Source organism: Levilactobacillus enshiensis, assembly GCF_007115095.1.
In the GTDB taxonomy this organism is placed as follows: Bacteria; Bacillota; Bacilli; order Lactobacillales; family Lactobacillaceae; genus Levilactobacillus; species Levilactobacillus enshiensis.
Window position 1 is genome coordinate 102,146 of sequence record NZ_SULH01000003.1, and the last position, 12,902, is coordinate 115,047.

Annotated in this window: 14 protein-coding genes and 1 riboswitch; of the genes, 7 read left to right on the forward strand and 7 right to left on the reverse strand. The window is 48.5% G+C overall.

From position 1 onward, the window contains the following. Nucleotides 1-154 precede the first annotated feature (154 nt). The 4 genes from FAY32_RS04295 to FAY32_RS04310 all read right to left on the reverse strand — a co-directional run bounded on the left by FAY32_RS04295 (nucleotide 155) and on the right by FAY32_RS04310 (nucleotide 5,054). Nucleotides 155-1,033, reverse strand: coding sequence for an L-ribulose-5-phosphate 3-epimerase (locus FAY32_RS04295; protein WP_143462229.1), 879 nt, complete (start codon nucleotides 1,031-1,033; stop codon nucleotides 155-157). Further along, nucleotides 1,030-2,562, reverse strand: a complete 1,533-nt coding sequence (locus FAY32_RS04300) for an FGGY-family carbohydrate kinase (RefSeq protein ID WP_143462230.1) — start codon at nucleotides 2,560-2,562, stop codon at nucleotides 1,030-1,032. Before FAY32_RS04300 ends, FAY32_RS04295 begins: the two co-directional genes overlap by 4 nt. Before the next feature lie 19 nt (nucleotides 2,563-2,581). Then, the gene (locus tag FAY32_RS04305) at nucleotides 2,582-3,583 is read right to left on the reverse strand and encodes a hypothetical protein (RefSeq protein WP_143462231.1); all 1,002 of its coding nucleotides are present in this window, start codon (nucleotides 3,581-3,583) and stop codon (nucleotides 2,582-2,584) included. Between the two features lie 514 nt (nucleotides 3,584-4,097). After that, nucleotides 4,098-5,054, reverse strand: coding sequence for an NAD(P)-dependent oxidoreductase (locus FAY32_RS04310; RefSeq protein WP_143462232.1), 957 nt, complete (start codon nucleotides 5,052-5,054; stop codon nucleotides 4,098-4,100). Nucleotides 5,055-5,676: 622 nt separating this feature from the next. On the opposite strand from FAY32_RS04310, the gene FAY32_RS04315 reads away from it, so the two are divergent. Then, the gene (locus FAY32_RS04315) at nucleotides 5,677-6,687 is read left to right on the forward strand and encodes a LacI family DNA-binding transcriptional regulator (RefSeq protein ID WP_143462233.1); all 1,011 of its coding nucleotides are present in this window, start codon (nucleotides 5,677-5,679) and stop codon (nucleotides 6,685-6,687) included. A gap of 98 nt (nucleotides 6,688-6,785) precedes the next feature. Further along, nucleotides 6,786-7,250 (forward strand): hypothetical protein, encoded by a 465-nt coding sequence (locus tag FAY32_RS04320; RefSeq protein ID WP_143462234.1) that lies wholly within the window; start codon nucleotides 6,786-6,788, stop codon nucleotides 7,248-7,250. 91 nt (nucleotides 7,251-7,341) lie between these two features. Here FAY32_RS04320 and thiW read toward each other — a convergent pair whose 3' ends face one another. Further along, nucleotides 7,342-7,851 (reverse strand): energy coupling factor transporter S component ThiW, encoded by a 510-nt coding sequence (thiW, locus tag FAY32_RS04325; protein ID WP_125685473.1) that lies wholly within the window; start codon nucleotides 7,849-7,851, stop codon nucleotides 7,342-7,344. 67 nt (nucleotides 7,852-7,918) lie between these two features. After that, a riboswitch (TPP riboswitch) is annotated at nucleotides 7,919-8,015 on the reverse strand. A 367-nt stretch (nucleotides 8,016-8,382) separates the two neighbouring features. Between thiW and FAY32_RS04330 the strand changes: the two genes are divergently transcribed. Then, nucleotides 8,383-8,742, forward strand: coding sequence for a type III toxin-antitoxin system ToxN/AbiQ family toxin (locus FAY32_RS04330; RefSeq protein WP_143462235.1), 360 nt, complete (start codon nucleotides 8,383-8,385; stop codon nucleotides 8,740-8,742). 312 nt (nucleotides 8,743-9,054) lie between these two features. Beyond that, the gene (locus FAY32_RS04335; RefSeq protein WP_143462236.1) at nucleotides 9,055-9,600 is read left to right on the forward strand and encodes a DUF1097 domain-containing protein; all 546 of its coding nucleotides are present in this window, start codon (nucleotides 9,055-9,057) and stop codon (nucleotides 9,598-9,600) included. A 95-nt stretch (nucleotides 9,601-9,695) separates the two neighbouring features. On the opposite strand, the gene FAY32_RS04340 is transcribed toward FAY32_RS04335, so the two are convergent. Continuing rightward, nucleotides 9,696-10,394 (reverse strand): ATP-binding cassette domain-containing protein, encoded by a 699-nt coding sequence (locus FAY32_RS04340; RefSeq protein WP_143462237.1) that lies wholly within the window; start codon nucleotides 10,392-10,394, stop codon nucleotides 9,696-9,698. Nucleotides 10,395-10,407: 13 nt separating this feature from the next. Beyond that, nucleotides 10,408-11,145 (reverse strand): hypothetical protein, encoded by a 738-nt coding sequence (locus tag FAY32_RS04345; RefSeq protein WP_143462238.1) that lies wholly within the window; start codon nucleotides 11,143-11,145, stop codon nucleotides 10,408-10,410. A gap of 378 nt (nucleotides 11,146-11,523) precedes the next feature. On the opposite strand from FAY32_RS04345, the gene FAY32_RS04350 reads away from it, so the two are divergent. The 3 genes from FAY32_RS04350 to FAY32_RS04360 are packed head-to-tail and all read left to right on the forward strand — an operon-like array spanning nucleotide 11,524 to nucleotide 12,817. After that, nucleotides 11,524-11,712 carry a helix-turn-helix transcriptional regulator gene (locus FAY32_RS04350; RefSeq protein WP_143462239.1) on the forward strand — a complete coding sequence of 63 codons (189 nt, stop codon included), beginning with the start codon at nucleotides 11,524-11,526 and terminating at the stop codon, nucleotides 11,710-11,712. A 2-nt stretch (nucleotides 11,713-11,714) separates the two neighbouring features. Continuing rightward, entirely contained in the window at nucleotides 11,715-12,245 is a 531-nt protein-coding gene (locus FAY32_RS04355; RefSeq protein WP_143462240.1) for a DUF3278 domain-containing protein, read from the forward strand. A gap of 41 nt (nucleotides 12,246-12,286) precedes the next feature. Further along, nucleotides 12,287-12,817 carry a DUF3278 domain-containing protein gene (locus FAY32_RS04360; RefSeq protein ID WP_143462241.1) on the forward strand — a complete coding sequence of 177 codons (531 nt, stop codon included), beginning with the start codon at nucleotides 12,287-12,289 and terminating at the stop codon, nucleotides 12,815-12,817. The last annotated feature ends 85 nt before the right edge of the window (nucleotides 12,818-12,902 follow it).

Consider the following 12,902-nt stretch of genomic DNA (forward strand, 5'->3'; position numbering starts at 1 on the left):
AGGTTTCGTGGGGCTTCAAATCGAGTCGGAGGACCGCTTCACAGTCCGGAGCGTCCCCACAGCAGGCGGAATCCCTGGCAGCCGCAGTGCGGTCATTCAGCAGTAAGTGTACCGGTTAACGTCGACACACTGACCCCATTATTTTTCTGCGAAACTAGTCGGCGATAGCTTCTTGTTCAATACCGACTTTGGCGAAGAGGTCGTCGAAGAACTGCTTGGCCTTCTTGATCTCACCCACGGGATCAGCCGTGGTCCCCGTCCACATTTCAACGGTGTAGCTCCCAGAATAATCTAGCCGGGCCAACATCCGCAGGCAGCCCTCGAAGTCCACGCAGCCTTCGCCGAAGGGAACTTCCTTGAACTTACCTTTAAACGTTGGGGTCACAGCTAGCGTGTCCTTCAAATGGATAGCCGCAACGTCTTCCAAGTTATTCTCCAAGTCCTCAGCCACATTATTTTCTGGCCAAGCGCTGATGTTGCCCAAGTCAGGGTAGCCTTGCAGGAAGGGACTCTTGATCATGGTCTTGTAGTGCGCGATTTTGGTCAGGGAGTTGATGAACGGGTCATCCATGGTTTCAATGGACAACGTGACCAGCTTCTTCGCGGCCATTTCAACACACTTGCGCAAGTTTTCCACGAAGTATTCGCGGCTTTCGACCGTCTTCTTTTCGTAGTAAACATCGTAGCCGGCTAACTGGATGTTCTTGATTCCCAAGTCAACGGCGAGGTCGATGGCCTTTTGCATGATCTCCAAGGACTTGGCACGGATTGCCGGGTCCGCAGAGCCCAGTGGGAAACGCCGGTGACCGGACAACATCATGGTGTTGATGCGGCTGTTGGTTGCCCACATCGCGTTTCTGAAGTCGGCCCGCTGTTCGCGCGTCCAGTCCAGTCGAGCTAACCGTTCGTCACTTTCATCGATAGAGAATTCCAAAAAGTTAAAGCCCAATTCATGAACTAAGTTAAACTTCTCTTTCCAAGTTAAATCTTGGGGTAATGCTTTTTCGTAAATGCCTAATGCGTTAACTGTCACTGTTCTGCTCCTTCTTGAAATGCTTTGAGACTGCTCCAACTGCCGTCCAACGCCGTCAATAGTGAGACGTAGGCGGTATACTTTTGGTCGTAAATTTTCACTTGGTCGGCACGAGGTTCATAGCGCGCCTTGACGTGTGACATCTTCGCCGCAGCGTCTTCTAAGCTCGCATACCGGCCACTGCCGACTGCCGAGGTGATGGCGCCACCCAGACCACCAAGTTCGTTGGATGCGACCAACTCGATTGGCAGGTTCAGGATATCCGCAAACATTTGCACCCAGCTTGGAGAATTCGTGCCCCCACCGGACATGCGGACGACTTGCGGCTGGTGACCCAGCACCTTCAATAGCGATTGCACGTGGTACCGGTGGGCAAAGGCAATGCCTTCGTAGACCGCGCGGACCATTTCGGACTTCGTGGTATTGCTCCGCAGGCCGATAAAGGAACCGGTCGCTTCGGGGTCGGAATTGCTCCCATAGAGGAACGGGAAGTAGATCAGCTTGGCAAAGGTCGCGTCCGTGTTCTGCAGGAACACTTCGAGGTCGTCATAGATCGACTTTCCCTGTGCCTTGGCGTCGCGGGTCTCGGCAGTCATCAACATCTTGATAATGATGGCCAGGTTCCCCGCGGAGGTCGGACTTGACGCTTCGATCAGCTTCTTGCCGGTCGGAAAAATCGAGTTCATCAGCCCGCTGTCTTCTGGGGCCATCGTGTCATTGGGGAAGATGTTCATGTTCCAGGTGCCGGCAATCAGACTGAACTTATCGTTGTCCAAAACGCCGGTCGCAATGGCGCAGGCATCAATGTCGAACATCCCACCGAAGACGGGGGTACCCGCCTTGATCCCGGTCATCTTTTCGGCTGCCGGTGACACGACCCCGCATTGATCCGTGGCGTGGACCAGTTTTGGCATCTTATCAAACATTTCCGGAATCCCGAAGAAGTCGAAGAGTCGCTGGTCATAAGTCTCCGTGTCCAAATTAACAAAGTTATTGCCGGACGCATCGCCAATTTCTTGGTAAACGTCGCCCGTCATCAGGAACCGAATGAAGTCCTTGTTGGACAACACCGCCCCAATCTGTGCGTAGTGTTCCGGCTCGTGTTCTTTCAGCCACCGTAAGATAACCGGGGCTTGGCTAGGCATCACGTGTTGGTGGCTGATGGCATAGATATCGCTAACGCTACTTTCAAAGGTCGTCGCGAGTTTTTCGGCACGGCTGTCGGCCGATAGAATGCCATCCATGAAGATCTGCTGGTCGTGGTCCAGGACGTAGAGCCCTTTCCCGTGACCGACCGTCGAAATGCCGCTAATTTGGTCACCCGTTAAGTGGGCCTTGGCCAGCGCATCGTGTGCCGCTGCCCCCAGCGCCGTCCACAACTCAGCGAGGTTCGTTTCGTGAAATCCCGCCTTGCGTTCACGGTTCTTCGTGGGAAAAGCGGAGACTGCTAATTGGTCCCCCTGGTCGTTAAAGATGGCCACTTTGGTGTTGGTGCCACCGTTATCGATCGTTAAAAAGTAGCTTGCCATGTTCAGCCACACTCCTTATTTATAAACTAATTGCGTACACCGCGACCTGATTGGCTTCACGGTTGGCAGACAACAGGTAGGTTTGCCCGTTCTTGTTGTAAACGTTGACGTTGCTTGGTCCCATCTTTTCGTCGATCAACTGGGCGTCTAATTTGTCGCTGGTGATCAATTCGAGGTTTTGCTTGCCAGCACGCCAGCCGAAGATGAAGTAATCACGGTCGCCCAACTTGCCACCCCAGATAGCGTGGCCAAATGGCGTATCCGCTTCGCTGCGGGAAATCGTGTTGAAGTTGTGGTCGGAAATGCGGAGATATGGGCCGTGGAAGCCTTCAATGGTCAGGTATTCCTCTTCGCCATCTTGGTTGATGTCGGCACTAAAAATGTCGGACGTTTCAACGTCCGATAATTGCGTTAACTGCCAATCTTGATCAGCGGTTGGTGGCACGAGCTTGAAGATACCTTGTACACCGGTGATCAGGGAGTAACCGTCCATGCGCTTGTAGCCGTGGTTCTTGGTCAAACGGAAATCCAGGGCGTGGAGGTCATCGACCGTTTCGGTAGCATCGTTGTATTCGCCGACCCAAACTTTACCAGGATCAGTCCAATCGTCCGTGTCCTTCTTGGAGTTTGCGATGGAACAACCCACGTACCAGTAACCGGAACCATCGTACTTAGGGAGGATGTCAAACCGGTGGACGTAAGGGAAATCGCCCACGATAGTTTGATCCCAGTCGGTGCCGTTAAAGGTTTCCTTCACGATCCGGCAAGCGGCGGAGTTAAAGCCTGGGTAAAACCGTTGGGTGGCTAAGAAGTTCAACGTGCCAGGAATTTGGACCATGGTCATGGTGCCCCCAACGTCAGGCCAAACCGTTGTCCGGGCAAAGTCGTTGTTCAAGTCGTACGCGTAGCAAGGCTTCTTCTCTTCGGAAGCCACAACGATATAGTCTTTATCGTCATGTTGTAGTCGCATGATTGCGTAGCAGTGATCTAATTCATCTTTAAAAACCTTATCGAATTTCACAGTTGTTCCTCCATTTGTTTTTTCTCTTGTAGTTAACCGGTTAACAATAGTCGAGTCTTATCTTACGGTTTCTCATTTTAAATGTCAATTGGGGGTGGGAATAGCCGGTCACACGTAACTCACAATGGCCATCGACTGCCTGTCCCACCAAATTTAGCGGGCCAAAGTCGTGGCAATCAGTTTCTACCATAGAGACGTTGTAACCCAGGTAGCCGAACAACATTGCAGCTAAGCCTACCAATTCTTTCATTTTCAACGTACTCTCAGTCGAAGGCGGTCAGGGACGTAACCCCGTGTCGGTGTGCTTAGGTCGGCCGTTCTTGCCGGCCTTAGCACACGGGCCGAGCTTTGAGACTCGTAATTTGAGGCTCAAAGTCGCCCTGAAGACCGCTTCTCAGGCTTCAGGTCTGCCCCACCGGGTGGAGTCCCTGACCGCCGAAGACGAAACTGAAAGACCAGGTAAAAATAAAAGGGATTGGCGAAGCTTAGCTCCCCCAATCCCTTTACACGAAGACTAAGCGTTTACGTGGTTAAGTGCTTTACCGTCGTTAATGAATGAAATTAAGTTCTTGGAAGCTTCTTGCGCGATTGCAATCCGGGCTTCTAAAGTCCCAGTCCCAGCATGTGGCGACATGATAACGTTGTCCAAGGCCCGTAAGTCGGCGGAAACGTTTGGTTCGTTTTCGAAGACGTCTAAGCCGGCACCGGCAATTTCGCCATTCTTCAAAGCGTCAACTAAGTCAGCTTCCTTGACCAAGACACCACGAGCGGCGTTGATCAGGTAAGCGGTGTTCTTCATCTTACTGAAGACGTCGGCGTTGAAGATGCCCACCGTTGATGGTAAGGCTGGGGCGTGTAACGTGATAACATCGGCAGTCTTAACTAACGTGTCGAAGTCAACGTACTTCACATCCAGCTTCTTTTCCAAGTCACTGTCGAGTTGACGAACATCGTTGTAGATCACGTTCATGCCCAAAGCTTGGCAGAAACGACCAACTTCGGAACCGATGCGGCCCATGCCGTAGATCCCTAAGGTCTTGCCTTGAAGGCTCATGCCCATGTACTTCTTTTCGGAAACGTCCATCCAGTTACCTTCACGAACAACCTTGTCGTAGAAGAACAAGCGACGAACCGTTGCCAAGAGTAAAGCAAAGGTCATTTCAGCGGTTGGGACCCGGACGCCCATTGGGCAGTTAGAAACGACGATACCCTTTTCCTTAGCGTAGGCGATGTCCACGTGGTCAAACCCAACACCGTTAGTCGTGATGATCTTCAGGTTCTTACCAGCATCGATCAATTCACGGTCGGCCTTCGTTCCCATTAACAGCAAGCCATCAAAGTCGGCTAAGTTGTTTAAGATCCATTCGCGGGTTTCCTTCTCGGGGTCGTAAGTGACATCAAAGGCTGCACGTAAATCCGTCAGGCCTTCTTCAGGGATGATTCCGGTAACTAGAACTTTTGCTTTACTCATGGTGTATTCTCCTTAGAAATATTTTTTAAATTCAATGCGTCCCAACCACGTTTTGAAAATCATCGCTAGTAATACGGTTAACAAAAATAGTAGTTTTCCGTCATATCTTTCTGATAAAGAAATATACCGTCAATCTAGCGAGTAACTTTATATCTACTAGAAGCAAGCGGTTTCAACCTTTTCTAAAAAAATATGGCGACCGTATTGAATTAGTGGTAATCTTAAACGTGGTTAAGCGCTTAACTACCTTACAAATGAATTCTATAGCTATCTCGCAGATTTGTCAATCACTTCTCGCGATTGAATGTGAATCTTTTACCATTTCACAACCCAGTCGGCGCTAGTAACGCTGATTATTCCCGGCACATCGGCAAAGTAATTGCCTACTACATAGATCAATTTCACAATTTAACTTTAACAGTGGTTTTTAAAGTTAAGATGGTGGTAGAATTACTTAACAACCTAATCAGTTTTTCAAAAAAAATAGATGAAATTGCGTGTTGACAACGGTTTCAAACGTTCAAGCATGCTAAAATGATGATATGTTAATCAACAGACTATAAACTTTCATCGGGGACACCCCGTCCTTACGGTGACTAACGGAACTCAGTGGAGGCTCATTTTGGAAAAATTTACCATTAAAGACATCGCGAAGCTTGGAGAAGTCTCCACAGCTACCGTTTCGAACTTTCTAAACGGAAATTACGCGAAAATGTCCGTCGCGACCCGCGACAAACTGGCTAGTATCATCAATAAAACGGATTACCATCCCAGCACCACAGCCCGGAATCTCGCTAAGAACGAGAATAAAACGATTGGGATCTCGGTCGCTGACATCACCAACCCGTTCACTTCGCCCGTGATCTCTGGCTTATCCGAACGGTGCGAAAAGTATGGCTACAAGATGGTCTTTACCAATTCGAACAATGACGAGCGCCGAGAGATTGAAAATATCAACCGCCTGCGTGAAGAGGAAGTTGCTGGGCTGATCATTGACCCGGTCAATCCCGACAGCAGTATTTACAACCAACTGTCAAACAGTTATACGGTCATCGTCGACCGGCAAGCACGGCGAAACATGGTCGATACCATTGTGACCGACAACATGAACTCCGTGGATACCATGGTCAAGAAGATGGTGGCCAAAGGTTACGACGATCTCTATTTCGTCAGCTGGCCATTGGATGGCGTCAGCACGCGGCTGAACCGCTACGCCGGCTTCAAACTCGCAACGAATTATTTGAACGACGACCACCTGATCACGGTGCCCTACAACACGTCACTCAACAAGAGCAGTGACTTCGACCAAACGCTGGCCAACATTCTGGCCAACAAGGGCGATAAGAAGATCGGCTTTTTCACCATGAACTCCCGGACGTTGCTCCAACTGTTAAAGTCGGCGCAACGGTTAAACTACAACTACGCCGAAGACTTTGGCGTGGCCACCTACGAAGAGTTCGAGTGGATGCAACTGATGAACCCCGGTATCAGTTGTGTGCGCCAAGATTCCTTTGCCATCGGCTGTGCCGCGATGGACCTGCTGAAAACCAAGCTGGAAACCAAGTACGACAATGAGCCCGAACCCCAAGTTAAGCTGATTCCGACTGATTTAATCGTCCGGGACAGCTTCTAAATTTACCGATAAGAGATTGGCCTGCTTCTGGGTGCCAATCTCTTTTTTAACCACCATTAATTCTGGTATACTAAAAGCTCATCGGGGAGGAACTTTTTATGAATAAATTAATCATCACAACCGTCCTAGTGGCTGGACTAGCTGGTGGCCTCATTCCCACCACAACGGCCCACGCTGCCAAATGGACCACTGGTGCACCCAAAGCCATTCAGGGGGCGTGGACGAAACAAGCCCGCGTAAATGGCTACTTGGGCTACCAAACTACCGTGACCACCGATGCCGTCATGTTGAGTCCCAAGTGGCTGTACGCCATGTCCGACCGGGGCCATCGCGACTATGGCGGCAATCACTTAGCCTATCAGCGTACCGGCAACGCCTACCGGTTAAAATCATACGATCGTCTTGAACAACAGTGGACCTACACGCGCATTCACCGGGCGGGCAAGACCATTACCGCTCAGGAATACGGCTACCGCAAAGCTGGCCGAGCGTTTAGAACCACAACGAGACCCAGCTACCGTTTACACTACTCGCCAAAATTGAGCACACCATTGCTTAAATAGGCGGCGATACCTAGCATCATGATGGCCATTAAAAAAGCAGATCAGGCCGCTACGCCTCATCTGCTTTTTTAAGTTAACTCGTGATTTCGATTTATTTTCCCTGCAATTTGTCTAACTGGGGGGCAATCAACCGCGACCACACGCTCTTGAGGACCACATACCCGATGATGACCCCGACTAAGGCGCTCATGAAGAAACTTGGTAGGAATAACCAGACGGCACCAGTCGTCCCCATCAGCCAGGCGGCCACTGGATAGGCCACAAAGGCCCCGATAATTCCTGAACCGATTAGTTCACCACACACAGCGGCTAACAGTTTTCCGGTCAGGCGAAATAGCCAGCCGCTCAAAAATGCGCCAATCATACTGCCAGGAAAGGCCAACACAGTCCCAGTTCCCATAATATTACGAATCAATGAGGTCAAAAACGCTTGGGCCAGTGCCCACCACGGTCCCACTAAGGCCCCAGAAATCAGGTTGATCATGTGCTGGACGGGCGCCACCTTGGCCACCCCGATATTAAATGAAAACAAGCTACCGCCAATGACAGCTAACGCCACTAACATGGCCGTCAACGTCATCGGATAAATCTTCTTGGACATAACTTTCGCTCCCCGCTTCAATTTCCAAAAAAGACGTCCCCCACGCAGAGTAGAGACGTCGCCAATTTCAGCGGAACGGTCACTTCCCTACGCGAGTACTAGCTCACAGGTTCTAAGGGATTGGACGAATCCATCTCAGCCGCATGGCACCCCTAGTGTCTTTCTTAGTTAGTGCCACTATACCGGGTTAACGTGGGAAAGGCAACACATTACGAGCTGTACTAATGCGTGGTAAAAACGATCAGCTTGCTGGGTATCGTCCGGCCGTTTAATCGTCGATTGGAACCAATTATCGGGTGAAACGAAAGTCGGTCTGATTCCTGTCATTTCTCCTCAATGACCTGTATAGTGTACTTATCAGTTAAGTTGGTGATTCTCTACCGCAAGTGAGAGCTATAAAATTGGTGATTCTCTACCGCAAGTGAGAGCTATAAAATTGGTGATTCTCTACCGTAAGTGAGAGCTTTGTTCAAAGGAGCTGCCTATCAGCTCCTTTTTTTTTACAAAAATCCATGATTACCTGGAGGTCTTATGAAACTCGTTTACGTTGACAATCGCTATATTTCTTACTTACAAAAATTCGACAGCCGTGTTTTACAGAACAAAAGTCACCGACCTTACATCGGTCCAATTCTAATCGTCAATCACCATGAATACTTTGCGCCTTTTGAAACCGCTAAACCCGGTAAGAGTGTAAATAAACGGCTCGCATTTACGATCCACGAAAACCAATCGCCGACTAGCCCCGCGCTTAGTTTTCTATTAATTAACGACATGATTCCCATTGCCCATAAAAATTACATGCCAATTGAGATGCAACATTTAAAAGAGACCCAGTCAAAAAAGTTCAATCTGCTCTTAAAGGAACAAAACTTCGCTAGAGCCAACTAACAGCGTATTTTACAAAAAGCGCTTAGCGTCTACCACAAGCGCTTATCTGCCAAAATCCCCTTCTTCAATCAAATGTGCTTGGACTTTAGGCTTCTTGAACATACCTATCTGAAATTTTAATTTGATGATGCCATCAGAAACGGATACCTTTACTTAGTCCCCCTGACTGAGTAAAGGTATCCGTTTCTTTTACGGCCAATTTCAAAATTTGTTACAACGTTTTACCTAAAGCCCTTGCGCGGTTTCTCGAAATCATTTAAACTATGGAATACGATAGTTATGTAAACGCTTAAACAATAAAGGGGCCGTCTCATGAAAATTAGTAAAAAAGTCTGGTTCGATGCAATTGGGGTGGGTCTGTTCACCCTCGTCTACAGTTTGATTATGAGTGGCTTCTCCCTCTGGATGGGGTCTGCTGCTTTCGTCGCCGTCTCCTACTTCTTCGGTGCCGGCTTCCCTAAGGATAAACTCTGGAACATTCTGGTCAGCTTCGCCCTCGGTATTGTCTGGGGACTGCTCGCATTTCGACTGCTCCAGGTTCCCGCCATTAGTGGCCTTTGGGCGAGTTCACTCATGTTTGGCTTGCTGACCTTTGTGGTGCTGTTCCTCCAAGGAACCATCATGAAATTCACCATTGTTCCGGCCTGGCTGATTGCGTGGGGAACGACCATGCTGATCATTACCAACATCTCCGTTCACAATTGGTCACTCTTCGTTTTCCAATTGTACGCGTCCATGTTGCTCGGAATCTTCGTGATTGGCTACGCATCGGATCTATTTAATCGGATTATGTTTCACTTTTTCCCGGAAAAGAAGCCGGTGGAAAAGGTCGATGCTGAGCCCGCTAAGAATGAATAAATATTCAATGTAACGTATGAGATTAAAAAGACTAACTGGTTATTCCACGCTGTGTGGATCGCCGGTTAGTCTTTTTTTAATGCACATCTTACTGCTTAACTCACAATCTGATCCGCCTTCAACGCATCAACAAACGTCTGTACCGGGTCATTTTCCGAATAACGGGCCATGAGTTCTTCATAGTTGCCTTGAAAGATACAATGTTGATTGGCAATGAAAATCACGTGGCAGGGGACATTTTGGAGTTCGAACAGGTTATGGCCCGTAAAAATGACCTGACTACAGGTCGCTAAATCGCTCAATAGACCTAGAATCTTTCGCGCACTGATGGGGTCTAGCCCGCTGGTGGGTTCATCAAACAAATACAGGGCGCGTTTCAGTGTACACATTGCATAAATAATCAGTAACCGGCGTTCCCCACCTGACATATCGCGATATTTTTCATTGAGGAGCGCCACCACATTTTCCTGATACACAGCGGTTAAAAACTCATCCGTGCGTTGCGTCCCCGGATTCAAGTCCCGAAAAATATCCAGGATATTCTGCCCCGTCATTGCTGGGAGCATCGGGACGCCCTGCATCTGATAAATAATCTCGGCACTCGACAGTAACGGGTCAATCGTGCCCGCCTGTGGGTCGACCAAGCCTGAAATCATATCAAAAATCGTGGATTTGCCAACCCCATTTTTGCCGATGATGCAGTTCATCCTGCCATCGACCGTCGAAAAGCTCAGGTCGGTATAAACCGTTTTCTTGCCCGCATAGGTAAAACTAACGTGCTCAACTTTAATCATATCCGTTCACCCTCTAGACCCGTTGACTCTTGGAAATAATCGGCATGTGCGTCATACACAGATAGCCGATCACACAGTCAACCACGCCGACACCCACGACCCAGCCCCAACCTGCCAACGTTGGTGCCAGCACATTGCCGACCACATCGCTGGTCAGAATAGTTGGATTCAGCATCGTCAAAACGCGTAACGGTAAAAATGACGTGGTGTAGCTGTACGTCAACACAGCCAGTAGTAGCACCCCACCGGAAATCGCGGTCATCGATGGCGGCTTGATTGGCATCAATAATAGCGGACTAAGGATCCCGCAGGTCGGGAAGTAAATAACGGTGATAATGAATACGACTTCCAGTAAAAGTAGCGGGGATAAGTTATGAAAGGCCACCATCGCCAGCAGCGTGAATCCCAGGCACTCAATCAACGTAATAAAATAAAACAGAATCTCCGGTGCCAACATCAGGTAGTTGCGCCGTTCAACAATAAAATAATACATCTTCAAAAAGCCACTCTCTCGCCGACCGTACACCATCAAGATGACACTATTCAGTGCATTTGACAGGACGACGTATGACAAGTATGGCGTCAACAGAATAATCAATTTCTCAGTATTATCCGTTTGTTGGGCCATGATATTTTTCCAATTAGACATAGCGAAAAAAAGTAGCGGAAAAATCACAGCATAGACGAATGCCAGGCGATTATCCAACATCTCTTCTAAATCAAATTTCATCAGCGCGCGAATCTTTTTCATTTGCCACCACTCCCCCATTCCTCTTGCTCGTATCCTAGCACGCATCCGCGAAAGGACGTGGCAAACGTATCTGACCCCCCCAGTTTTTTCGGTGAACTACCACGCGCCAAAACAAGTTGCGACAACTAATCTTTACGACATGTATTTTCACATCCACATTAGACAGCCTATTTCACCTACCAGGTCTGGCGCCGCCAGTTTTCAAATTTTGACTAGTTTGACCGATCAGTCGGTTCCGGCTTTTTAGTGCTTGTCACAACTGCCAGTCCACTGACGATTTTTTAACTATCAAAAGTCATATATAGTTGACATTTTGACAGTCCGCTTCTATACTGAAAATGTCATATATATCTAACATTTAAACAGGAGGTGACCTCCGTGAACCGCGTTAAAGAGTTTCGCAAAGCTGCTGGACTGACGCAATTTCAGTTGGCCCAGCAAGTGGCCGTTGCACGGCAAACCATTAACCTGGTCGAAAACGACAAGTACAACCCCTCGCTCGACCTTTGCATTCGGCTCGCCAAGGCCCTCCACACGGACCTTAATCAGTTATTCTGGGAGGAATAGTTATGCAAAACGGGGAAACTTTACGCAATCGGATCGTTAAGCATTTTTTCAACATTTCCGGGGATTTTGACGAATATAAGCAACAAGAAGTGAATCGGATTGGGACCAACGCCATGATGATGTGCTTGCCCGCCTTTTTAATTGCACCCATCATCGCCTGCTTTTGGGCAACGACTTCTCCTGACTACGCGTTAGCCGGACTGGTCATCTTCAACGCCGTCTACTTTGGGGCCGTTATCTGTCCTTACATCGCGGTGGCTAGTCGGCGCGCCCATCTGACCGATCACGAGGTTGACGTTCGCGACATGCCAGCCGCTTACAAGCACATTCTAAGAGCCGCACTGGGCTATGCCCTTTACTTCATGACCGTCATGTATTTGATGCAGGTATTTCTCAATACGGCTTTCGATGGGGCTAGTTTTATACCGCAATTACTTAACATCGGGAATATCAAGACCGCAATCTTCGATGGTATTTTCTTTGGTGTTATCATGGGCGTTACTGATTTAGTTCGGCTTAAGAAACAACAGTAATTTTTTCAGATATAAGTTCATTTATTCCGGGGGGAATTATCATGAAAAGCAGGGAGAATTTTCGTGATCGCATCGTTAAATGCTTTTTCAGTATTTCAGGGGATTTTGATGAGTATAAACGACAAGAAGCCAATCGGATTGGGACCAACGCCATGCTACTGTGTCTGCTGATACTTTTACTGCCACCGGTCGTAGCTGCCTTTTGGATCGATACTGCACCTGCTAACGCCTTGATTGGTCTTCTGTTATTCGACCTTTGCTGCGTCAATTTTATTGTTTTTCCCTATATTTTGGTGGCTAGCCGCCGCGCACACCTCACTGATCACGAAGTCAACGTACATGACTTGCCGGCCGCTCGTCGGCACGACCTGAAATGTGCGCTTGGTTATGGTCTTTACGCTGGCGTTTTCCTGTACCTTGAGCAAGCCATCATTAATAGCATTTTTGACGGCACCAACTTTATTCGAGAATTACTTGCCATTACCAACATTAAAACCGGTGTTTTGTCTGGACTGACTACCGGCATCCTTATGGAAGTTGTGTTTTTGATTCGGCTTAAAAAACAGCAGTAACGACTAAGAATTTCCGGAAATTTCTAACGTTCAAAGTGAATTTTACTTACACGAAGAAGGCCCAATCGACAGCCGCGTTAATTCT

What these genes read in the sequence shown, in the direction of transcription:
- FAY32_RS04300 (WP_143462230.1), bottom strand. Translation starts at nt 2,562, where the DNA reads ATGGCAAGCTACTTTTTAACGATCGATAACGGTGGCACCAACACCAAA.
- FAY32_RS04310 (WP_143462232.1), bottom strand. Translation starts at nt 5,054, where the DNA reads ATGAGTAAAGCAAAAGTTCTAGTTACCGGAATCATCCCTGAAGAAGGC.
- FAY32_RS04320 (WP_143462234.1), top strand. Translation starts at nt 6,786, where the DNA reads ATGAATAAATTAATCATCACAACCGTCCTAGTGGCTGGACTAGCTGGT.
- thiW (WP_125685473.1), bottom strand. Translation starts at nt 7,851, where the DNA reads ATGTCCAAGAAGATTTATCCGATGACGTTGACGGCCATGTTAGTGGCG.
- FAY32_RS04330 (WP_143462235.1), top strand. Translation starts at nt 8,383, where the DNA reads ATGAAACTCGTTTACGTTGACAATCGCTATATTTCTTACTTACAAAAA.
- FAY32_RS04335 (WP_143462236.1), top strand. Translation starts at nt 9,055, where the DNA reads ATGAAAATTAGTAAAAAAGTCTGGTTCGATGCAATTGGGGTGGGTCTG.
- FAY32_RS04340 (WP_143462237.1), bottom strand. Translation starts at nt 10,394, where the DNA reads ATGATTAAAGTTGAGCACGTTAGTTTTACCTATGCGGGCAAGAAAACG.
- FAY32_RS04345 (WP_143462238.1), bottom strand. Translation starts at nt 11,145, where the DNA reads ATGAAAAAGATTCGCGCGCTGATGAAATTTGATTTAGAAGAGATGTTG.
- FAY32_RS04355 (WP_143462240.1), top strand. Translation starts at nt 11,715, where the DNA reads ATGCAAAACGGGGAAACTTTACGCAATCGGATCGTTAAGCATTTTTTC.
- FAY32_RS04360 (WP_143462241.1), top strand. Translation starts at nt 12,287, where the DNA reads ATGAAAAGCAGGGAGAATTTTCGTGATCGCATCGTTAAATGCTTTTTC.